Source organism: Streptomyces sp. McG3, from assembly GCF_018619185.1.
Lineage (GTDB): Bacteria > Actinomycetota > Actinomycetes > Streptomycetales > Streptomycetaceae > Streptomyces.
Genome location: NZ_JAAXYC010000020.1, coordinates 1 through 20,303, shown reverse-complemented (window position 1 = coordinate 20,303; position 20,303 = coordinate 1). Strand labels below are relative to the sequence as shown.

Sequence of the window (20,303 nt, the reverse complement as noted above, 5' to 3'; positions counted from 1 at the left end):
CGCCTTCCCGAGAGTCTCGCCCGCACGGTCGGCGCGCCCGTATGTCTCTGGTCGGTCGCCGGCCCTGACGCGGGCAGGGGTTTGGATGTTTATGCGGACCAAACCCTACTGGACGCTATTTAGGGTCGCGCGGGGAGGGTGCCCAACGCGCCGCCCGACACGCCCATGGGGTGGAATCCGGGCCTCCGGCCCCCATCTGACGGCCACTCGCCCGTCCGGGAGGAACGGCCACCGGCGAGGTGGGGCCGGGTGCGGGCTAGCGTGGCGGGGTGCCCTACTTCGATGCCGCCTCCGCCGCCCCCCTGCACCCCGTCGCACGCCAGGCGCTGCTTGCCGCGCTCGACGAGGGCTGGGCCGATCCCGCCCGCCTGTACCGGGAGGGGCGGCGGGCCAGGCTGCTCCTGGACGCGGCCCGGGAGGCCGCCGCGGAGGCCGTCGGATGCCGCCCCGACGAACTGGTCTTCACCTCGTCCGGGACGACGGCGGTGCACGCGGGAATTGCCGGGGCTCTTTCGGGGCGTCGGCGTGTCGGCCGCCATCTGGCCCTCTCGGCGGTCGAACACTCGTCGGTGCTCCATTCGGCGGCGGCCCACGAGGCGGCGGGCGGCTCGTTCACCGAGGTCCCGGTGGACCGCACGGGGGCGGTGGACCCGGCGGTGTACGGCGGGGCGCTGCGGGCGGACACCGCGCTGGCCTGCCTCCAGTCGGCCAACCACGAGGTGGGCACCGAGCAGCCCGTCGCCGAGGTCGCCGCGCGCTGCGCGGACGCCGGGGTGCCGCTGCTGGTGGACGCGGCCCAGTCGCTCGGCTGGGGGCCGGTCCCGGCGGGCTGGTCGCTGCTGACGGCGAGCGCGCACAAGTGGGGCGGCCCGGCCGGGGTCGGGCTGCTCGCGGTCCGCAAGGGGGTGCGTTACGCGCCTCAAGGCCCGGCCGGGGAGCGGGAGTCGGGGCGGGCGGCGGGGTTCGAGAACCTGCCGGCGATCGTGGCGGCGGCGGCCTCGTTGCGCGCGGTACGGAGCGAGGCCGCGACGGAGTCGGGGCGGCTGCGGGCCCTGGTGGACCGGATCCGGACCGTCGTGGCCGAGCGGGTGCCCGATGTCGAGGTGGTGGGTGATCCGGAGCGGCGGCTGCCGCATCTGGTCACCTTCTCCTGTCTCTATGTCGACGGGGAGACTCTCCTGCACGAGCTGGACCGGAGGGAGTTCTCGGTGTCGTCCGGCTCGTCCTGCACGAGCAGCACCCTGGTTCCGAGCCATGTGCTCAAGGCGATGGGGGTGCTCTCGGAGGGGAACGTCCGGGTGTCGCTGCCGCCGGGCACGGCAGGGGCGGACGTGGACCGCTTCCTGGAGGTCCTGCCCGGGGTGGTCGGCGAGGTGCGCGAGCGGTTCGGCGCCCCGGTATCCGCACCCCACTCCCCCGGTCCCGCCGCGTCCCCGGTGGTCGACGCGCTGGGCCGTCGCTGCCCGATCCCGGTGATCGAGCTCGCAAAGGTGATCGGGGAGGTAGCGGTGGGCGCCACGGTGACGGTGCTCGCCGACGACGAGGCGGCGCGGCTGGACATCCCGGCCTGGTGCGAGATGCGGGGCCAGGAGTACGTGGGCGAGGAGCCGGCGGACCGCGGCTCGGCCTATGTGGTCCGCCGGCTCAGCTGATCACGCCAGGTGCTGCCGGACCTCGGTGGCGGCCTCGTGGCCGTACGCCTTGGTGAAGCGGTCCATGAAGGCGGTGCGGCGCAGGGTGTACTCCTGGGTGCCGACCGTCTCGATGACCAGGGTGGCGAGCATGCAGCCGACCTGGGCGGCGCGCTCCAGACCGACGCCCCAGGCCAGGCCGGAGAGGAAGCCGGCCCGGAAGGCGTCGCCGACGCCGGTGGGGTCGGCCTTGGTGTCCTCCTCGGGGCAGCCGACCTCGATGACCGGCTCGCCGACCCGCTCGATCCGGACACCGCGGGCGCCGAGGGTGGTGACGCGGTGGCCGACCTTCGCGAGGATCTCCTCGTCGCTCCAGCCGGTCTTGGACTCGATGAGCCCCTTCTCGTACTCGTTGGAGAAGAGGTAGGTGGCGCCGTCGAGGAGGATGCGGATCTCTTCGCCGTCCATCCGCGCGATCTGCTGCGAGAAGTCCGCTGCGAAGGGGATGTTCCGGGAGCGGCACTCCTCGGTGTGGCGGAGCATCGCCTCGGGGTCGTCGGCCCCGATGGAGACGAGGTCGAGGCCGCCGACGCGGTCGGCGACGCTCTTCAGCTCGATGAGGCGGGCCTCGCTCATCGCGCCCGTGTAGAAGGAGCCGATCTGGTTGTGGTCGGCGTCGGTGGTACAGACGAAGCGGGCGGTGTGCAGTACCTCGGAGATGCGGACCGAGCCGGTCTCGACGCCGTGCCGGTCGAGCCAGGCGCGGTACTCGTCGAAGTCCGAGCCCGCGGCGCCGACCAGGATCGGGCGGGTGCCGAGCAGGCCCATCCCGAAGCAGATGTTGGCGGCGACACCGCCCCGGCGGACATCGAGGTTGTCGACCAGGAAGGAGAGGGAGACCGTGTGCAGCTGATCCGCGACCAGCTGGTCGGCGAAGCGGCCGGGGAAGGTCATGAGGTGGTCGGTGGCGATCGAGCCGGTGACTGCAATACGCACGGGGAGGCTGCTCCTGCGGAAGGCGAAGGGCCGTGAGTGCGCCCTCCGGGACGACGTGACAGTTCACGCTACCGGGTGAGGCGACGGCCAGGAAAAGGGAAAACTACCCGATAGTAGGTCTTTCTACCTGAGCTCGACCGTGGTTACGGTGCGGATATGTCGAAGCACACCGCATTGCCCGAGTCGGAATCGAGCCTGGCCGCACTGCGCGGTGACTGTGCGCGGATGGCGCCGCACTGGACGGCGGCCGTGAAGAGCGCCCCCGTCCCGGTGAAGCCGTCCCTGATCAACGGGGTGACGGTTCCGCCCTCGTCGGCGCGGCTGATCGACGCGATGTCCGAGTACGGCGACTGAGGACGGCGGGCCGGACCGGCCGACATCATATTTCGGCCTTTTCCGTACGGCCTCCGACGGGCACCGTACGGTGCCCGGGTCCGGGCGGCCCCGGTCGCGGGAACCGCACGCTCCTCCGCTCCGTCCCACCGGTGTCCCCGTCCGGGGACACGCGGCAGGCACCGCGACGGCAACGCAGTCGAAGGAGCGATCCGGTGAGCACCGAGCGACCCGACAACGACGTGACCGGCCCCCGGCGGCGGCGTCCGCCGCTCGCGGTGGCCTCGGTGGCCGCGGCCGTGCTGCTGGCCGGGGGCGGTGGGGCGTACTGGGCCTCGACCGCCGCGGGCGACGGCGGCGCGGCGGACAGCGGTTCGTCGCCGCGGGGCGAGGCCCTGCCGCTGGCCCTGGACGCTCCCGCCGGAGACGGCCCGGGCGGCACGTCCTCGGCCTCGGACACCCCTCCCCCGGGCATCGCACCCGGCGAACCGGACCCGGGCGGCCCGCCCGTGACCTACCGGGCCGCGGGCGACCTCCCGGACGGCCCGGACGAGGCGGCGGTCCACCATGCGAAGGGCACGGTCGCGTCGGCCGACGTCGCCCGGCTGGCGAAGGCGCTGGGCATCCCGGGCTCGCCGCGCACCGAGGGCACGTCCTGGGTGGTCGGCGACGACGACGGCCCCGGGGCGCTCCTGAAGGTGGCGAAGCAGGCCCCGGGCACCTGGACGTTCGCCCGCACCACCCCGGCCAAGCCCTGTGAGCCGGGGACGATGTGCGCGAACGGGGCCTCGGAGCCGGGCGGCGACCCGGTGAGCGAGAAGGCGGCGAAGGCGGCCGCGGTCCCGGTGCTCAAGGCGGCCGGGCAGGACGACGCGGCGCTGAACGCGGGCCAGTTGATGGGCGACGTCCGCGTGGTGAACGCCGATCCGAGGATCGACGGGCTCCCGACCTACGGCTGGTCGACCGGTGTCCAGGTGGGCCCGGACGGCAAGGTGACCGGCGGCAGCGGACATCTGAAGGCGCTGGAGAAGGGCGACACCTACCCGGCGGTCGGCGCGGACGAGGCGCTGAAGCAGCTGAACGCGGCGAGCCGGGGCGGGGGCGACGCCGGCCGGGACGTCGGCGGCTGCGCCACTCCCGTACCGCACCAGGGCGAGCCGAAGCCCTCGGACCCCCAGTGCGTGCCGTCGAACGGCAAGCGGGCGCCGGTGGAGCAGACGGTCGAGGACGCGGTGTTTGGTCTCGCGCTGAACCACGTGGACGGCCGGCAGACGCTGGTGCCGTCCTGGCTGTTCACGGTCCGCCAGGCCCCGGGCGGCCCGGAGAACACGGTCACGCAGGTCGCCGTGGACCCGGAGTTCATCGAGAAGCCGGAGACGCCCGCACCCTCCGGGGACCGGAAGGTGACGTCGTACGGCGCGGACGGGCGGACCCTTGAGGTGACGTTCTGGGGCGGCGTGTGCAGCACGTACACGGCGAGCGCGAAGGAGAGCGCGGGCCAGGTGGCGATCTCCGTGACGGAGAAGCCGCAGGAGGGCAAGAAGGCCTGCATCATGATCGCCAAGGAGCTGACCCGGACGGTGACACTGGAGAAGCCGCTGGGCGACCGCACGGTGATCGACGCGGCGTCGGGCGGTGCGGTGCCGCGCGGCTGAGCGGACATGCGCACGGAGGCGGCCCCGGGATGATTCCCGGAGCCGCCTCCGTGCGCTGTGTGTTCCCGCTCTCAGCGCTTAGCTGAAGGAGTCGCCGCAGGCGCAGGAGCCGGAGGCGTTCGGGTTGTCGATCGTGAAGCCCTGCTTCTCGATGGTGTCGACGAAGTCGATGGAGGCGCCGCCCAGGTACGGGGCGCTCATCCGGTCGGTGACGACCTTGACGCCGTCGAAGTCCTTCACGACGTCACCGTCGAGGGAACGCTCGTCGAAGAAGAGCTGGTAGCGCAGGCCCGAGCAACCGCCGGGCTGGACGGCGACGCGCAGCGCCAGGTCCTCGCGGCCTTCCTGCTCCAGCAGGCCCTTGACCTTGGCGGCGGCGGCGTCGGACAGGAGGATGCCGTCGCTCACGGTGGTGGTCTCGTCCGATACGGACATCTGCTTCTCTCCCGGGTTGTACGGACTGCTTGCCGACGGTTCAACCGCCTCGGCCGCGGAAACATTCCGGGCCACGCGCTTGTCTGTTCCTTTTCATGCTCGCACACCGGGCCGCCCGGGGGATGCGTCACATCGACGCTATCGGCATCGTCAAAGTGACACGAAGCGGCTATGATAGATAGCGTCAAATAGACGAAAAGGCGAGTTCGCCGAAGCTCTTCGCGGATGACTCGCGGAGTGATCTTGAGTTCGCAGACTAGAAAGGGTGCGTGACGTGACCACGGCCCAGCCCCTGGACGTACAGCCGACACCGCTCGCGCTGCTGCTGCTCGGCCGCGAGGCCGACCCGAGGAGCGAGCGCGGCGTCGAATGCCCCGGCGACCTGCCCTCCCCGTCCGACCCGGACCTGGTGGAGCGCGCCCGCGTCGCGAAGGAGAAGCTCGGGGACAGGGTGTTCGTCCTCGGCCACCACTACCAGCGCGACGAGGTCATCCAGTTCGCGGACGTCACCGGCGACTCGTTCAAGCTGGCCCGCGACGCGGCCGCGCGCCCGGAGGCCGAGTACATCGTCTTCTGCGGTGTCCACTTCATGGCGGAGTCCGCGGACATCCTGACCACGGACTCCCAGGCGGTCGTCCTGCCCGACCTGGCGGCCGGCTGCTCGATGGCCGACATGGCCACCGCCGAGCAGGTCGCCGAGTGCTGGGACGTGCTGACGGAGGCCGGGGTCGCCGACCAGGTGGTGCCCGTCTCCTACATGAACTCCTCCGCCGACATCAAGGCCTTCACCGGCAAGCACGGCGGCACGATCTGTACGTCGTCGAACGCGAAGCGGGCCCTGGAGTGGGCCTTCGAGCAGGGCGAGAAGATCCTCTTCCTCCCCGACCAGCACCTGGGCCGCAACACGGCCGTGCGGGACATGGGCCTGACCCTGGAGGACTGCGTCCTCTACAACCCGCACAAGCCGGGCGGCGGCCTCACCGCCGAGCAGCTGCGCGACGCGAAGATGATCCTGTGGCGCGGGCACTGCTCGGTCCACGGCCGTTTCTCGGTCGAGTCGGTCGAGGACGTCCGGGCCCGGATGCCCGGGGTCAACGTGCTGGTGCACCCGGAGTGCAAGCACGAGGTCGTCGCCGCCGCGGACTACGTGGGCTCGACGGAGTACATCATCAAGGCCCTGGAGGCGGCCCCGCCCGGCTCGAAGTGGGCCATCGGCACGGAGCTGAACCTGGTCCAGCGGCTGGCGAACCGTTTCGCCGCGGAGGACAAGGAGATCGTCTTCCTCGACAAGACGGTCTGCTTCTGCTCGACGATGAACCGCATCGACCTGCCGCACCTGGTCTGGACCCTGGAGTCGCTGGCCGAGGGCAAGCTGGTCAACCGGATCGAGGTCGACCCGGAGACGGAGAAGTACGCCAAGCTCGCGCTGGAGCGGATGCTGGCGCTGCCGTAACGGACGCCGTTCCCCGCCGGAGCCCCGGTACGCCACAGATCGGCGTACCGGGGCTTTCCCGTACGCCCGGGAGGCAGCGGCCCGGACGCTCAGCCCGGGACGGGCGGGCAGAAACGTTCCGGTCGGGCCGGTTCGCCCCTACGGCGGCCGATGACACCACCGCGTAACTACGCTGCTACTCACCGCAGCGCTTCTTCGCGCGGGCGGGACCGATGAGGCCCGATGAGGCCGACCGGAACGAACGGCGAGAACGGTGGGGCGGGCATGGGTTACGAGGACCGCGGGACGGGCGTCGGCGACGAGGAGGGCGGAGCGGGCGCGGGGCACGAGGTCCGGCAGGACGACCCCGCCTCCGACGTGTCGGCGCGCGCGGAGCTGGCGCGGGCGCGGGAGGAGGTGAGCGCCCGGCGGGCCGCCGCCGAGGAGGACCCGGCCAGCGGGCTGCCCGCGCTGGCCGGGGCCCTGCACCGGCTGTCGGACCTGCTCTCCGCCGCCGGGGACCGCACCGGCGCGCTGCCCCCGGCGAAGGAGGCCGCGCGGATCTACGCCGAACTCGGCATGAAGCGCCCCGGCGGCTTCCAGGCGGAGCTGGCCCTGGCCATGGGCTCCCTGGGCGACCGCGTCGCCGACACCGGGGACCGGGCGGCGGCCGTGCCGTTCGCGAAGCAGTCCGTGCGGCTCCAGCGCGAGCTGGTCGAGGAGGAGCAGCCGGGCGCGTCCGTCCCGGCGCTCGCCGCGTATCTCCTGAACTACGCCACGCGGCTGGGCGGCGCCGGGGAGGTGGTGGAGGCCGTGCCCCACGCCGAGGAGGCGGTCGGTCTCCTCCGGGGCCTCGCCGAGGAGGATCCGGAGGCCTTCCTCCCCCGGCTCGCCGCGGCTCTCCACGCCCTCGGCCACCACCGCGCGGCCGTGAGCGACGCCTCCGGGGCGATCGAAGCGGCCCGGGAGGCGTGCGGCCGCTTCCGCGCGCTCGCCGCACGGCAACCGGAGGTCTTCCGCCCGGAGCTGGCGACGGCGCTCGACGGCCTGGCCGGTCACCTCGACAAGGCCGGTGACGCGGGGGCGGGCCTCCGGGTGGCGGAGGAAGCCGTCGCGCTGTGCCGCGAGTCGGCCGCCCGTCACCCCGCGGCCCGCCGCCCCGGCCTCGCCGCCGCGCTGCGCACCCTTGCCCGGAGCCTGGCCGGCACCGGTGACCCGCAGGAGGCCCTGCCCCCGGTGCGGGAGGCCGTCGGCCTCCTGCGCGAACAGGGGGACGCCGTCCTGGCCGATCTGGCCGACTCCCTCCAGATGCTCGGCACGTACGTGGAGCTGAACGGGGACGCCGAGGGGGCGGTGGAGGCGTTCCGGGAAGCGGTGGCCCTCCACCGGTCCCTGGCGCTGGAGGCTCCCGGCGCCCCCGATGCCGCCCTGGTCTCCGCCCTCGACGACCTGACCCGGGCGCTCGCCCGTACCGGCGAGCACGCGGCGGCGATCGAGGAGTTCGACGAGACCGTCAAGGAGTTCGCCGGGGCCGGACCGGCTACCGCCCGGCGTCTGAGTGTGGAGCGGAGCGCCTTCCTGCTGCGCTGCCCGGCCCCCTGGCCCGCGACCGGGGTGACCGAGCTGGTGAACTGGCTCGACGAGGACGCGGAGAGGACCGTCGGTGCGGACACCGTGACCGTACGGGCCCGGCAGGCACTGCGCGCCTACGGTGACATCGCGGCGGTGCACACGGCCTGGGAGGACGAGACCTTCACGCCCGTGCCGGACTGGCTCGCCCTGTCGCCGGGGACGCTGGACCTCGTCGGTGCGTGGATGTTCGCACCCGACTGGCCCCGGTCACGCGACTTCTGGTCCGAGCACGCCGAAACCCTCGGCGGCGAGGAGGCGGCGACGGCCCTGGACGAGCTGGCCGTCCTGGACCCGCACGGTGCGCGGCGGCACGCCCTGCTCCGTGAGGCCGTCCTCGTCCACGGGGTGACCGCCGCCTACGATCCGCTGATCCTCCAGGAGCAGTTGGCGCAGTGGCTGGAGTGCGCGGACTGGACGGAGTCACGGGCCTACCTGGAGGAGCACCCGCGTCTGCTGGCCGTCCGGCCGCCCGAGGACACCCCGCTGGCCCACGTCGCGATGCTCGACATCGGCCGCGCCGAGGGTCTGGACGCCGCGTACCGCCTGGTCGAGGACCGCGAGGCCCTCCAGGCTTACGTGGACCGGGCGTTGGAGGCCGGGGACGGTGTCGCGCTGATGCACGGCGGGGGCATCGAGGGCCAGGTCTTCGGCGACCGGCTCTCCTCGCTCACCCACGCACAGGTGGCCCTCGTGCTCGCGGGGGCCACCGAGGGCTTCGAGCCGGACGACCTGGCCGCGCTCCTGCACAAGGCCTCCGAGGAGACCCGCGCCCGGCTGGTGCGGGAGACCACCGCCCTCAGCGTCCGGCTCCCCGAGCAGCGGGGGAAGACGTGGCACCGGATCATCCGGGCGCTGGGCGGGGAGGCCTGAGAGCTGCCGTACGCGGAAGGGGCCTGTCCCACGCGGGTGCGTGGGACAGGCCCCTTCCTTCCATGGCTCAAGCCTGCGCGTTCGTTACGCCGGGCCTGCGTGCCATGGCCTCGGGTCAGGCCTGAGCGGGCTCGGCCTCCCGGGCCTCCTCCGGCTCCGGCTGGTGCGGTGCGCCCGTCTTCGCGGCGCGCTTGGCCGCCTTCTTCTTGGCGCGGCGCTCCTTGCGGAGCTCGACCATCGCGTACAGCGTCGGCACCAGCAGCAGGGTCAGCAGCGTGGAGCTGATCAGGCCGCCGATCACCACGACGCCCAGCGGCTGCGAGATGAAGCCGCCCTCGCCGGTGACGCCGAGCGCCATCGGGAGCAGGGCGAAGATGGTCGCGAGTGCCGTCATCAGGATCGGGCGGAAGCGGTGGCGACCACCCTCGATGACGGCTTCCACGATGCCGAGGCCCTGGGCCCGGTACTGGTTGATCAGGTCGATCAGCACGATCGCGTTGGTGACCACGATGCCGATGAGCATCAGCATGCCGATCATCGCGGGGACGCCCAGCGGGGTGCCCGTGATGAGCAGGAGGGCCAGCGCGCCGGTCGCCGCGAACGGGACCGAGACCAGCAGGATCAGCGGCTGGACGAGCGACCGGAAGGTCGCCACCAGCAGCATGAAGACGATCGCGATGGCCGCCAGCATGGCGAGGCCGAGCTGCGCGAAGGCTTCGTTCTGGTCCTCGGTGACGCCGCCGATGGTGGCGGTGGCGCCGTCCGGGAGGTCCAGGGCGTCGATCTTCTTGGCGAGATCGGTGCTGACCGCGCCGGTGTTGTCGCCGACGGGCTTGGCGGTGATCGTCGCCGAGCGCTGTCCGTCGATCCGGGTCATCGAGACCGGGCCGGGGACGACCTTCACGTCGGCGATGTCGCCGAGCTTGACCGGGCCGAGCGGCAGGGCCTTCAGCTCGGCCATGGTGGCGGCCGGGGCGGAGGTCCGGATGACGACGTCGCGCTCGGTGTCGTCCAGCGTCGCGGTGCCGGCGGGCGTGCCGCGTACGGCTCCGGCGACGATGCCACCCAGCGTGGCGGAGTCGAATCCGGCGGCGGCCGCCTTGTCGTTGGCGGTGACCGAGATGCGCGGAACGCTCTGCGCCAGGTCGCTCTGGACGTCGGTGACGTCCTTGATGGTGTCGACCTCGGCGCGGACCGCCTCGGCCGCCTTCTTCAGGGTGTCCCCGTCGGAGGCCTTGACCACGACGCTCAGGTCCTGGGAGCCGAAGCCGTCGCCCGCGGCGATGGTGGTGTCGCCGATGCCGTCGAGCTTGCCGAGGGCCTCGTCGATGCGGTCCTGGGCGTTTTCGTAGTCCGCGGCGTCCTTCAGGGTGACCTGGTAGGTGGCCTGGTTGGCGCCGGTGCCGCCGCCGAAGGCGGCCATGAAGCCGGAGGAGCCGACGGTGACCTGGTAGTCCTTGACGCCCTTGTCCTGCGCGAGGACCTTCTCGACCTTGCGGGCCGCCTCGTCGGCGGCTTCCAGGCTGGTGCCGGGGGTGAGTTCCTGCTTGACGCTCAGGACTTCCTGCTCACCGGCGTCGAAGAAGTTCGTCTTGAGCAGCGGGACCATCCCGAAGGTGCCGAGGAGCACGGCGACGGCGATGACGAGGCTGGTGACCCGGCGGCGGGTCGCGAAGCGCAGGACCGGGACGTAGATCCGCTGGAGCTTGCTCGCCGCTTCCTTCTCCTCGGCGAGGCGGCGGGCCTCCGCCGCGTCCTCGGGGGTGCCCTTGGGCGCGCGCAGGAACCAGTACGACAGCACCGGAACGACGGTCAGCGAGACCAACAGGGAGGCCAGCAGCGCCGCGGTGATGGTCAGCGAGAACGAGCCGAAGAGCTGGCCGACCATGCCGCCGACCAGCCCGATGGGCAGGAAGACCGCGACGGTGGTGAGCGTCGCGGAGGTGACCGCTCCGGCGACCTCCTTGACCGCGGTGATGATCGCCGCGTGGCGCTCCTCGCCGTAGCCGAGGTGACGCTTGATGTTCTCCAGGACCACGATCGAGTCGTCGACGACCCGGCCGATGGCGATGGTGAGCGCGCCGAGCGTGAGCATGTTGAGGGACAGGTCGCGGGTCCAGAGGACGATCAGCGCGAGGACGATCGAGAGCGGGATGGAGACCGCCGTGACCAGCGTCGAGCGGATCGAGGCGAGGAAGACCAGGATCACGATCACCGCGAAGACCAGGCCGAGCGCACCCTCCGTGGTCAGGCCCGAGATCGACTTGGAGACGGCGGGGCCCTGGTCGGAGACGACCGTGAGCTCCGCGCCCTTGCCGAGGTCCTCGCGGAGGTCGGGGAGCTTGTCCTTGACGGCGTCCGAGATGGCGACGGCGCTGCCGTCCTTGTCCATGGTCGCCATCACGGCGAGGCTCGGCCTGCCGTTGGTGCGGGTGATGGAGACCGCCGTGGACGGCTCCTGCTTCACCTCGGCGACGTCGCCGACGCGCACCGGCTTTCCGGGCGCGCCGCCCGCCGGGTCCTTGGCGACGACCTGGAGGTCCTCGATCTGCTTCAGCGAGGTGTAGGCGCCGCCGACCTGGATGGTGCGGCTCTTGCCGGACTCGGAGAAGGAGCCGGCAGGCAGGGTCGCGCCGCCCGCCTGGAGGGCCTGGGCGAGCGCGCCCGCGTTCAGGCCGGCCTCGGCGAGCTTCTTGTCGTCGGGGACGACGGAGACCTGGAGGTCCCGCACGCCGTCCACCGTGACCTGGCCGACGCCCTCGATGTCCTGGAGGGCCGGGACGACCGTGCGGTCGAGCTGGTCGGCCAGGACCTGCTGGTCCTTGTCGGAGGTGACGGCGAGGACCACGGTCGGGATGTCGTCCGTGGAACCGGCGACGACCTGCGGGTCGACACCGTCGGGCAGCTGGGCGCGGGCCCGGTTGACCGCCTGCTGGATGTCCGCGACGAGTTGCTTGGTGCCCTCGTCGCCGAAGTCGAAGGTCGCCATGATGAGGGCGTTGCCCTCGCTGGCGGTGGAGGTGATGCCCTCGACGCCGTCGACGGCCTTGAGGGAGTTCTCCAGCGGCTCGACGACCTGCTTCTCGACCACATCGGGGGACGCACCCTGGTAGGGCGCCAGCACCGAGACCATCGGCAGTTCGATGGTGGGCAGCAGCTGCTGTTTGAGCTGCGGGATCGCTATCGCGCCGAAGACCAGCGCGACAATCGAGATCAGCCCGATCAGGGCCCTTTGCGCGAGGCTGAATCTGGACAGCCAGGACATGGGTGGGTCTCTCTTCTGTGGCGTACGCGGCAGAGGGCGGGGAGGGGGAAAACGTCAGGGACCTGCACCTCCAGCCCAGTCCTACGATCTCCGCTCCGCGCCGCCGAAACGTCGCCCCCCGGGCTGCTTTCTTATGCCGCGCATACCGCAGGTGGAGTACGCCGCAGTACGCCGGAACTCCACCCGGTCAGTCCGCCCGGGGACGCACCAGGCCCGATTCATAGGCGATTACCACCAATTGAGCCCGGTCCCGGGCTCCGAGCTTCGCCATCGCCCGGTTCACATGGGTCTTGACGGTGAGCGGGCTGACCGCGAGCCGCTCGGCGATCTGGTCGTTGGAGTGGCCGCCCGCGACCAGCACCAGCACCTCGCGTTCGCGGCCGGTGAGCGCCGCCAGCCGCTCCGCGTACTCCGCGCTGTCAGGCCCCTCCCCCGAGCTGCCGCCCTGGGCCAGGAAGGTGGCGATGAGCCCCTTGGTCGCGGCGGGCGAGAGCAGCGCCTCGCCGGCCGCGGCGATCCGGATGGCGTTGAGGAGCTCCTCCGGCTCCGCGCCCTTGCCGAGGAAGCCGGAGGCTCCGGCGCGCAGCGACTGGACCACGTACTCGTCGACCTCGAAGGTGGTGAGCATGACCACCCGCACCGCGGACAGCTCCGGGTCGGCGCTGATCATGCGGGTGGCGGCGAGTCCGTCGGTGCCCGGCATCCGGATGTCCATGAGCACCACGTCGGCGCCCGAGGCCCGGGCCAGCTCGACGGCCTGGGCCCCGTCGGCGGCCTCGCCGACCACTTCCATGTCCGGCTCGGAGTCCACCAGCACCCGGAACGCGCTGCGCAGCAGCGCCTGGTCGTCGGCGAGCAGCACCTTGATGGGAGCCTGCCGCGGCACGGTCGTCGGTTCCGGTGCCGGTGTCGGCTGGGTCATCGGCAGAGCCTCGTTCCGCCCGCTGTGCCCGGCCGCTCCGGTTCACCCTTGCGGGCCTCGACCGGAAGGATCGCATGGACCCGGAATCCGCCGCCGTACCGAGGGCCCGCGGTGAGGGCCCCGCCGAGGGCGGTGACGCGTTCGCGCATGCCGACCAGGCCGTGACCGCCGCTCTCCAGATCGTCGTCGGCCCCGGGCCGTCGGGCGCCGCACCCCCGGCCGTTGTCGAGCACGGTGACCTCGGCGGTGGCGCCCACGCGTACGACGCTCACCTCGGCCCTGGCCCCGGCGCCCGCGTGTTTGCGGACGTTGGTCAGGGCCTCCTGGATGACCCGGTAGGCGGCCAGGTCGACGGCGGCGGGCAGCCGGTTCCCGTGGTCGGAGCCGGCCACCTCGACGGGGAGCCCGGCGTTGCGGAAGGTGTCGACCAGCTCGCCGAGGACGGCGAGCCCGGGGGCCGGTTCGGTGGGCGCCTCCGGGTCGCCCTGCTGACGCAGGAGGCCGACGGTGACCCGGAGTTCGTTGAGCGCGGAGCGGCTGGCGTCGCGGACGTGGGCGAGTGCTTCCTTGGCCTGGTCGGGGCGCTTGTCCATGACGTGGGCGGCGACCCCGGCCTGGACGTTGACCAGGGCGATGTGGTGGGCGACGACGTCGTGGAGGTCCCGCGCGATCCGCAGCCGCTCCTCGGCGACCCGGCGGCGGGCCTCCTCCTCGCGGGTGCGCTCGGCCCGCTCGGCGCGTTCCCGGATGGCGTCGACGAACGCGCGTCTGCTGCGTACGGCGTCCCCGGCGGCCCCGGCCATCCCGGTCCAGGCGAAGACACCGAGGTTCTCCTGGCTGTACCAGGGCGTCGAGCCGAAGAACATGGAGGCCGCCGTGAGCGCCCCCATCGTCAGCAGCCCGACCCGCCAGGTGGTGGGGCGGTCGGTCCGCGAGGCGACGGTGTAGAGGGCGATGACCGTGCTCATGACGACCGGGGCGGGCGGGTCCATCAGGATGTACTCGGTGGCCGAGAGGACCCCGGTGGCGGCGAGCACCGCCATCGGACGCCGTCGCCGCAGGACCAGGGCCACGGCGGCGAGGACCATCAGGAGCACGCTGAACGGCTCGGGGGTGCGGGTGCCGAAGGTCGGCCCGTGTCCGGTGCCCGGGTCGGCGAACGAGCCGGCGATCATCGCGACGAGCGAGCCGAGGGCGAGGGTCGCGTCGAACGCGAGGGGATGGTCCCGGAGCCAGCGGCGGGCGCGCGCGAAGCCGGACGAGAGGGTGGTCACGTCCAGCTACGGTACGCGGCCCCCGGTCGGGGGCGGGAGCCTTCCCCGCGGTGGGCCCGGAGCACCTCTGCCCCGCGTCCGGCGGACCGGGCGCAGGGCAGGGGTGCGGGGTGCTGGTGCGGCGATCCATGGGCCCGCCGGGGCCGGCCCGTGGGATTCAGTTGGGGATGAGCCCGTCGTCGCTGAGCATGGCCCGTACGTCTTCGAGGGTGGCGTCGGGCGCCGGCAGGATCAGCTCGGACGGCTCCAGGGAGTCGTCCGGCAGCGGAGTGCCGAGCTCGCGCACCTTGTCCAGGAGCGCGTGGAGGGTCGTGCGAAAGCCGGGGCCGTCGCCGCTCTCCATCTCCTTGAGCAGGACGTCGTCGAGCTCGTTCAGTTCGACGAGGTGACTGTCGGCCAGCTTGACCTGGCCCTCCCCCATGATCCGTACGATCATGACGCTGCCTTACTGCTTGTCGAACTTGTGCGGGGACGACTGCTGCGACGGCTGCGCACCGTCCTGTGCGCCGCCTTCGATGGCCTGCTGCGAGGACGAGGAGCCGCCGGCCAGCTCGGCCTTCATGCGCTGCAGCTCCAGCTCCACATCGCTGCCGCCGGAGATCCGGTCCAGCTCGGCGGCGATGTCGTCCTTCGCCGTGCCGGTCGGGTCGTCCAGGGCGCCGGAGGCGAGCAGCTCGTCGATGGCGCCGGCCCGCGCCTGGAGCTGCTGCGTCTTGTCCTCGGCCCGCTGGATCGCGAGGCCCACATCGCCCATCTCCTCGGAGATGCCGGAGAAGGCCTCGCCGATCCGGGTCTGGGCCTGGGCCGCCGTGTAGGTGGCCTTGATGGTCTCCTTCTTCGTGCGGAAGGCGTCGACCTTGGCCTGGAGGCGCTGGGCCGCGAGGGTGAGCTTCTCCTCCTCGCCCTGCAGCGTCGTGTGCTGCGTCTCCAGGTCGGTGACCTGCTGCTGGAGGGCGGCGCGCCGGGACAGCGCTTCGCGCGCCAGGTCCTCGCGGCCCAGCGCCAGCGCCTTGCGGCCCTGGTCCTCCAGCTTGGACGACTGGCCCTGCAGCTGGTTCAGCTGCAGCTCCAGGCGCTTGCGGGACGTCGCCACGTCGGCGACGCCGCGGCGCACCTTCTGAAGCAGCTCCAGCTGCTTCTGGTACGAGTAGTCGAGGGTCTCGCGCGGATCCTCGGCCCGGTCAAGGGCCTTGTTTGCCTTCGCGCGGAAAAGCATCCCCATACGCTTCATTACACCGCTCATGGGCTTCGCGCGCCCCCTTCTGACGGACTGAGCTCCAGCACTCCCGATAGAACCCACAGTACGGGCCCTGTCTCTATTACCGCACTGTCCGAGTCCCGATGTGCTCCTCCCCAAGGACGACTGCGCCCCGTGAACACTCCCGCCCAGGGTGTAGGTGAGGCCCTGGGACATTCTGGTGACGGGCGCGGGAACGGGCGGTTGACACCCGTATCGCCCTGTCGGGACACCTGTGGGGACGCCGTCCGTTGCCGGATCGTTCCCGCCCGGGTCTCCGGGCCCGCGCGGCGACCCCGTACCCTTGGGTTTTGTGTTCCGTAGCCGTGCCAAGACAGAGAAGGCCCCCACCGACAAGGTGACGGCGGACCTCTCCCAGCAGCCCCGCGACCCACAGGCTCCCAAGGGTCGCCCCACCCCCAAGCGCAGCGAGGCCCAGACGCAGCGCCGTCGTGCCGCGTCCAGTGCGCCGACCGATCGCAAGGCGGCCATGAAGCGCCAGCGCGAGGCTCGGCGCACCGACCTGGCCAGGCAGCGCGAGGCGCTCGCCTCGGGCGACGAGCGCTACCTCCCGGTCCGCGACAAGGGCCCGGTCAGGCGCTTCGTCCGCGATTACGTGGACTCGCGCTTCTGCATCGCCGAGTGGTTCCTGCCGCTCGCCGTGATCATCCTGATCCTGAGCGTGATCCAGGTGCAGAACATCCAGAGCATCTCGTTGCTGCTCTGGCTCGGCGTGATCATCCTGATCGTGATCGACTCGATCGGTCTGTCGATGCGCCTGAAGAAGCAGCTGCGCGAGCGCTTCCCGGACACGCCGAAGCGCGGAGCCGTGGCGTACGGCCTGATGCGCACGCTCCAGATGCGCCGACTGCGGCTTCCGAAGCCGCAGGTCAAGCGCGGAGAGCGGCCCTGAGCACGGAGGCCTCCGGCTTCACCGGGGTCTCCTCGGCGTGGCTGGCAGGTCTCGGCGGCGTACGCAACCGGGTCCGTCAGGAGCTCGTCGCGCGGCAGCTGGACGAGCAGATAGCCGGGCGTTTCCCGGTGGGCCGGCGGCTGCGCGTCCTGGACGTCGGCATGGGCCAGGGCACCCAGGCCCTGCGCCTGGCGCGGGCCGGTCACTCGGTGACCGGCCTGGAGTCGGACGCCGAGATGCTGGCGGCGGCCCGCGAGTCCCTGGCGACCGAGCCGGACGGGATCCGGGAGCGGGTCAGGCTCATCGAGGGCGACGGCCGGGACACCGGTGTGCACTTCCTGCCCGGCAGCTTCGACGTGGTGCTGTGCCACGGCGTCCTGATGTACGTCGAGGAGCCGGACCCGATGCTGGCCGGGCTCGCCCGGATGCTGGCCCCGGGCGGGCTGCTCTCCCTGCTCGTACGGAACGCGGACGCGCTCGCGATGCGTCCGGGGCTCGCCGGTGACTTCGGCGCGGCCCTGACCGCCTTCGACACCGCCACCTACACCAACCGCCTCGGCCTCACCGTGCGGGCCGACCGGCTCGACGCGCTGCGGGCCACGCTCGCGGGGATCGCCGCGCCGCTGCACGCCTGGTACGGGGTGCGGGTCTTCACGGACAACGTGGCGGACGGGACCGAGCTGCCGGCCGAGGAGCTGGAGCGGGTCCTGACCCTGGAGGACCGGGCCGGGCGAACCGACCCCTACCGGGGTGTGGCGGCGCTGCTGCATCTGTGCGGCGTGCGCGGCTAAGTTCTTTCGTCCGGGTCGGGCCGGCCCCAGCGAGCCAGGCCCGATCCGAACGGGAGGATCTGGAGCACGGGCCCCACGGGGCCCGTTCGGCTCATCAGTTCGGGCACCCGGACGGGGCGGGCCCCAGACTCCGGATATGGATGTATCCCCCTCCCGCAGCCGGGCGCGCAGGCTGCTGCTTCCCCTGTCCGCGGCCGTCTGCGCCATCGCCCTGGCGGGCGGCTGCTCCGGTGCGGGTCCGGCGGCTCCGGCCCCCGAGGCCAGTGCGTCCGGTACGGCGCAGGGTTCGGCGAAACGCGCCCCCGACGACCTGGAGAACGCCTACCAGGACGTCATCAACGACGTACTGCCGTCGGTGGTGCAGATCGACGCCTCGGAGGGCCTCGGTTCCGGGGTCGTCTACGACGGCAAGGGGCACATCGTCACCAACGCCCATGTGGTCGGCGACGAGAAGACGTTCAAGGTCAGCGTCGCCACCGGGGAGGCGGTGCTGAGCGCCACGCTGGTCTCCTCCTACCCGGAGCAGGACCTGGCCGTGATCAAGCTCGACGAGGTGCCGGACGGGCTGAAGCCCGCGAGGTTCGGCGACGCGGAGAAGGTCGAGGTGGGGCAGATCGTGCTGGCGATGGGTTCACCGCTCGGCCTGTCCAGCAGCGTCACCCAGGGCATCGTCTCGGCGCTCGGCCGGACCGTGAGCGAGAGCCGGGCGGGCGGCGGCACGGGCGCGACGATCGCCAACATGGTGCAGACGTCCGCCGCGATCAACCCGGGCAACAGCGGCGGGGCGCTCGTCAACCTCGACAGCCAGGTGATCGGCATTCCGACCCTCGCGGCGACCGACCCGCAGATGGGCGACAGCGCGGCGCCTGGCATCGGCTTCGCGATCCCCGTCTCGATGGTGAAGACGGTCGCCGACCAGATCATCAAGGACGGCAAGGTCACCGATTCGGGCCGGGCCGCGCTGAACATCACGGGCCGCACGGTCGTCGACGACAACTACCGCCCCGCCGGGGTGGCGCTGGTCAGCGTGGACCGGGGCGGCGCGGCGGACGACGCGGGGCTGAGGCCCGGGGACACCATCACGAAGATCGGGGAGAGCGAGGTCACCACGATCACCTCGCTCTCCGAGGCGCTGGCGGGCGACGAGCCGGGCCAGAAGGTGACCGTGACGTACACGCGCGACGGCGACAGCCGGACGGCGGAGGTCACGCTCGGGGAGATCTGAGGGCTCGGGAGAGGATCCGAGAGCCCGGTACGGCCGAAGGGCGGGTGGTACGGGAGGATTCCCGTACCACCCGCCCTTCCGCTGCCCGCTTCGGTCCGTGGGTCAGGCGCTGTCGGCCTGCAGGCTCATCGGGCCGTAGATCTTGGTGGTGTCCTCGAAGAGCGTCACCTGTGCGGCGCCGCCCTCCAGGAGCTCCTTCCAGAACTCGCCGATCCAGGACTCCGCGTCGCCCTGGGTGGTGAACTCCTCCGGCTGCAGCACCGGCTCCGTCTCCGTACCGTCGGACTTCTCGAACCGCCACGTCCACGCCATGCCAGCCTCCATGAGTCACGTTGCTTCCCGAAGCGTAGCCGGACGCGCACCTCGCGCGGGGACACGGGAGGATCAAGGTGTGGAACTGACTCTGCTCGGCACCGGAGCCCCCGACGGGCTGCCGCGCCCCTCCTGCCCCTGCGCGGCCTGCGCCTCGGCCCGCGGCCCGTGGGCGCGGGCCGCGACGGCGCTGCTGGTCGACGACGCGCTGCTGCTGGACCTCACGCCCGGGGCGGTGTTCGCCGCCGCCCGTGCGGGGCGTTCGCTGGGCGCGGTCCGGCAGGTGCTGCTGACGCACCCGCACGACGGGCCGGCCGTCGAGCTGCCCGCCCTGCTGCCGCAGGCCGGCCGGGTTCCGGACGGCCAGGTCCTGACGCTGATCAGCGGGCACCGGGTGCGGGCGATGGCGATGGACTCCCCGGGGACCGGGTACGAGGTGACCGGCCCGGAGGGCGAGCGGCTGCTGTACCTGCCGCCGGGGGCCGCCCCCTCCGGCCTGCCCGAGCGGCTGGACCGGCCCCTGGACATGGTCGTCCTCGATGTCATCGGGCGGCCCGAAGCGGTGGCCCGGCTGCGGGCGGCCGGAGCGGTCGGGCCGGCCACCGAGGTGATCGCGGTCCACCTGGACCACGACGCCCCGCCGGGACCGGCGCTCCAGCGGCGGCTGGCGGCGGCCGGTGCGCGGGCGGTGCCGGACGGGACGACGCTGGTGGTGGGCGAGTACCCCGCGGTGCCGGACGTGCCGCGCCGGGTGCTGGTGACGGGGGGCGCGCGGTCGGGGAAGTCGCTGGAGGCGGAGCAGCGCATGGAGACGTTTCCGGAGGTGGTGTACGTGGCGACCGGCGGCCGCCGCGACGGGGACCCGGAGTGGGCGGCCCGGATCGGACTGCACCGGGAGCGCAGGCCCGGCGCCTGGCGGACCGAGGAGACCTGCGAGATCGCGGAGCTGCTGCGGTCGGACGGGCCGCCGCTGCTGATCGACTGCCTGTCGCTGTGGCTGACCGACGCGATGGACCGGGTGGAGGCCTGGGAGGACGAGCGGTGGCACGGTGGCGGCGAGGCGGCGTTGCGGGAGCGGGTCGTGGAGCTGGTCGCCGCGGTGCGCGGGACCCGGCGGCCGGTGGTGCTGGTGACCAACGAGGTGGGGTCCGGGGTGGTGCCGGCGACGTCGGCGGGGCGCCGGTTCCGGGACGAGCTGGGGCGGCTGGGTGTGGTGGCGGATGCGGCGGGTGACGACCACGAGGTCGAGGACCGCGACCAGCCAGAGGACGGCGCAGAGCGCCGCCCAGCGGGGCTCGTCGACGAGGGCGAAGGCGACCACACCCGCCAGGGTCCAGACGACGCCGAAGACGCCGAGGGCCCGGCGCATACGGAGTGGAC

Annotated in this window: 16 protein-coding genes and 2 pseudogenes; 9 read left to right on the top strand and 9 right to left on the bottom strand. The window is 72.5% G+C overall.

What is annotated here, in order from left to right; genetic code table 11:
* Positions 1 to 269: 269 nt before the first annotated feature.
* Entirely contained in the window at positions 270 to 1,652 is a 1,383-nt protein-coding gene (locus tag HET64_RS05645) for a cysteine desulfurase/sulfurtransferase TusA family protein (RefSeq protein WP_215102941.1), read from the top strand.
* Here HET64_RS05645 and HET64_RS05640 read toward each other — a convergent pair whose 3' ends face one another.
* The gene (locus tag HET64_RS05640) at positions 1,653 to 2,627 is read right to left on the bottom strand and encodes a carbohydrate kinase family protein (RefSeq protein ID WP_215102940.1); all 975 of its coding nucleotides are present in this window, start codon (positions 2,625 to 2,627) and stop codon (positions 1,653 to 1,655) included.
* A gap of 156 nt (positions 2,628 to 2,783) precedes the next feature.
* Here HET64_RS05640 and HET64_RS05635 point away from each other — a divergent pair, with 156 nt between their 5' ends.
* Positions 2,784 to 2,981: a hypothetical protein gene (locus HET64_RS05635; protein ID WP_215102939.1), complete on the top strand. Its 198-nt coding sequence runs from the start codon at positions 2,784 to 2,786 to the stop codon at positions 2,979 to 2,981.
* 194 nt (positions 2,982 to 3,175) lie between these two features.
* Complete coding sequence (locus tag HET64_RS05630; protein WP_215102938.1) at positions 3,176 to 4,615, top strand: hypothetical protein; 1,440 nt, start codon at positions 3,176 to 3,178, stop codon at positions 4,613 to 4,615.
* Positions 4,616 to 4,693: 78 nt separating this feature from the next.
* Here the strand turns inward: HET64_RS05630 and HET64_RS05625 are convergent, their stop codons facing one another.
* Positions 4,694 to 5,050 carry an iron-sulfur cluster assembly accessory protein gene (locus tag HET64_RS05625; protein WP_007451212.1) on the bottom strand — a complete coding sequence of 119 codons (357 nt, stop codon included), beginning with the start codon at positions 5,048 to 5,050 and terminating at the stop codon, positions 4,694 to 4,696.
* 265 nt (positions 5,051 to 5,315) lie between these two features.
* Between HET64_RS05625 and nadA the strand changes: the two genes are divergently transcribed.
* Both nadA and HET64_RS05615 read left to right on the top strand, forming a co-directional pair.
* Positions 5,316 to 6,503: a quinolinate synthase NadA gene (nadA, locus tag HET64_RS05620; RefSeq protein WP_215102936.1), complete on the top strand. Its 1,188-nt coding sequence runs from the start codon at positions 5,316 to 5,318 to the stop codon at positions 6,501 to 6,503.
* Positions 6,504 to 6,767: 264 nt separating this feature from the next.
* Positions 6,768 to 8,984 carry a tetratricopeptide repeat protein gene (locus HET64_RS05615; protein ID WP_215102966.1) on the top strand — a complete coding sequence of 739 codons (2,217 nt, stop codon included), beginning with the start codon at positions 6,768 to 6,770 and terminating at the stop codon, positions 8,982 to 8,984.
* 115 nt (positions 8,985 to 9,099) lie between these two features.
* Here HET64_RS05615 and HET64_RS05610 read toward each other — a convergent pair whose 3' ends face one another.
* From HET64_RS05610 to HET64_RS05590, 5 genes are all read right to left on the bottom strand, one after another.
* Complete coding sequence (locus HET64_RS05610) at positions 9,100 to 12,249, bottom strand: efflux RND transporter permease subunit (protein ID WP_215102934.1); 3,150 nt, start codon at positions 12,247 to 12,249, stop codon at positions 9,100 to 9,102.
* Between the two features lie 187 nt (positions 12,250 to 12,436).
* Positions 12,437 to 13,171: a response regulator transcription factor gene (locus HET64_RS05605; protein ID WP_215102932.1), complete on the bottom strand. Its 735-nt coding sequence runs from the start codon at positions 13,169 to 13,171 to the stop codon at positions 12,437 to 12,439.
* The gene (locus HET64_RS05600; protein ID WP_215102930.1) at positions 13,168 to 14,445 is read right to left on the bottom strand and encodes a sensor histidine kinase; all 1,278 of its coding nucleotides are present in this window, start codon (positions 14,443 to 14,445) and stop codon (positions 13,168 to 13,170) included. Before HET64_RS05600 ends, HET64_RS05605 begins: the two co-directional genes overlap by 4 nt.
* A gap of 157 nt (positions 14,446 to 14,602) precedes the next feature.
* Positions 14,603 to 14,881 carry a hypothetical protein gene (locus tag HET64_RS05595; RefSeq protein WP_215102928.1) on the bottom strand — a complete coding sequence of 93 codons (279 nt, stop codon included), beginning with the start codon at positions 14,879 to 14,881 and terminating at the stop codon, positions 14,603 to 14,605.
* Positions 14,882 to 14,890: 9 nt separating this feature from the next.
* Positions 14,891 to 15,676, bottom strand: coding sequence for a PspA/IM30 family protein (locus tag HET64_RS05590; protein ID WP_215102926.1), 786 nt, complete (start codon positions 15,674 to 15,676; stop codon positions 14,891 to 14,893).
* Positions 15,677 to 15,995: 319 nt separating this feature from the next.
* On the opposite strand from HET64_RS05590, the gene HET64_RS05585 reads away from it, so the two are divergent.
* The 3 genes from HET64_RS05585 (at position 15,996) to HET64_RS05575 (ending at position 18,611) form a co-directional block, all read left to right on the top strand.
* Entirely contained in the window at positions 15,996 to 16,595 is a 600-nt protein-coding gene (locus HET64_RS05585; protein WP_007451204.1) for a DUF3043 domain-containing protein, read from the top strand.
* Positions 16,596 to 16,693: 98 nt separating this feature from the next.
* Positions 16,694 to 17,386: a bifunctional 2-polyprenyl-6-hydroxyphenol methylase/3-demethylubiquinol 3-O-methyltransferase UbiG gene (locus tag HET64_RS05580; protein ID WP_215102965.1), complete on the top strand. Its 693-nt coding sequence runs from the start codon at positions 16,694 to 16,696 to the stop codon at positions 17,384 to 17,386.
* Between the two features lie 136 nt (positions 17,387 to 17,522).
* On the top strand, positions 17,523 to 18,611 hold the full coding sequence (locus tag HET64_RS05575; protein ID WP_215102924.1) for a S1C family serine protease: 1,089 nt from the start codon (positions 17,523 to 17,525) through the stop codon (positions 18,609 to 18,611).
* A 102-nt stretch (positions 18,612 to 18,713) separates the two neighbouring features.
* Here HET64_RS05575 and HET64_RS05570 read toward each other — a convergent pair whose 3' ends face one another.
* Positions 18,714 to 18,923 (bottom strand): hypothetical protein, encoded by a 210-nt coding sequence (locus HET64_RS05570; protein ID WP_215102922.1) that lies wholly within the window; start codon positions 18,921 to 18,923, stop codon positions 18,714 to 18,716.
* Positions 18,924 to 19,002: 79 nt separating this feature from the next.
* Between HET64_RS05570 and HET64_RS05565 the strand changes: the two are divergent.
* A pseudogene (locus HET64_RS05565) lies at positions 19,003 to 20,148 on the top strand (bifunctional adenosylcobinamide kinase/adenosylcobinamide-phosphate guanylyltransferase); the annotation flags it as partial.
* Between the two features lie 21 nt (positions 20,149 to 20,169).
* Here HET64_RS05565 and HET64_RS38740 read toward each other — a convergent pair.
* Positions 20,170 to 20,292, bottom strand: a pseudogene (locus HET64_RS38740) (DUF6343 family protein); the annotation flags it as partial.
* Positions 20,293 to 20,303 lie beyond the last annotated feature (11 nt).

Excerpts from the sequence above, each read along its gene's own strand:
- HET64_RS05610 (WP_215102934.1), bottom strand. The coding sequence starts at position 12,249 with ATGTCCTGGCTGTCCAGATTCAGCCTCGCGCAAAGGGCCCTGATCGGG.
- HET64_RS05570 (WP_215102922.1), bottom strand. The coding sequence starts at position 18,923 with ATGGCGTGGACGTGGCGGTTCGAGAAGTCCGACGGTACGGAGACGGAG.
- HET64_RS05595 (WP_215102928.1), bottom strand. The coding sequence starts at position 14,881 with ATGATCGTACGGATCATGGGGGAGGGCCAGGTCAAGCTGGCCGACAGT.
- HET64_RS05635 (WP_215102939.1), top strand. The coding sequence starts at position 2,784 with ATGTCGAAGCACACCGCATTGCCCGAGTCGGAATCGAGCCTGGCCGCA.
- HET64_RS05575 (WP_215102924.1), top strand. The coding sequence starts at position 17,523 with ATGGATGTATCCCCCTCCCGCAGCCGGGCGCGCAGGCTGCTGCTTCCC.
- HET64_RS05590 (WP_215102926.1), bottom strand. The coding sequence starts at position 15,676 with ATGAAGCGTATGGGGATGCTTTTCCGCGCGAAGGCAAACAAGGCCCTT.
- HET64_RS05605 (WP_215102932.1), bottom strand. The coding sequence starts at position 13,171 with ATGACCCAGCCGACACCGGCACCGGAACCGACGACCGTGCCGCGGCAG.
- HET64_RS05625 (WP_007451212.1), bottom strand. The coding sequence starts at position 5,050 with ATGTCCGTATCGGACGAGACCACCACCGTGAGCGACGGCATCCTCCTG.
- HET64_RS05615 (WP_215102966.1), top strand. The coding sequence starts at position 6,768 with ATGGGTTACGAGGACCGCGGGACGGGCGTCGGCGACGAGGAGGGCGGA.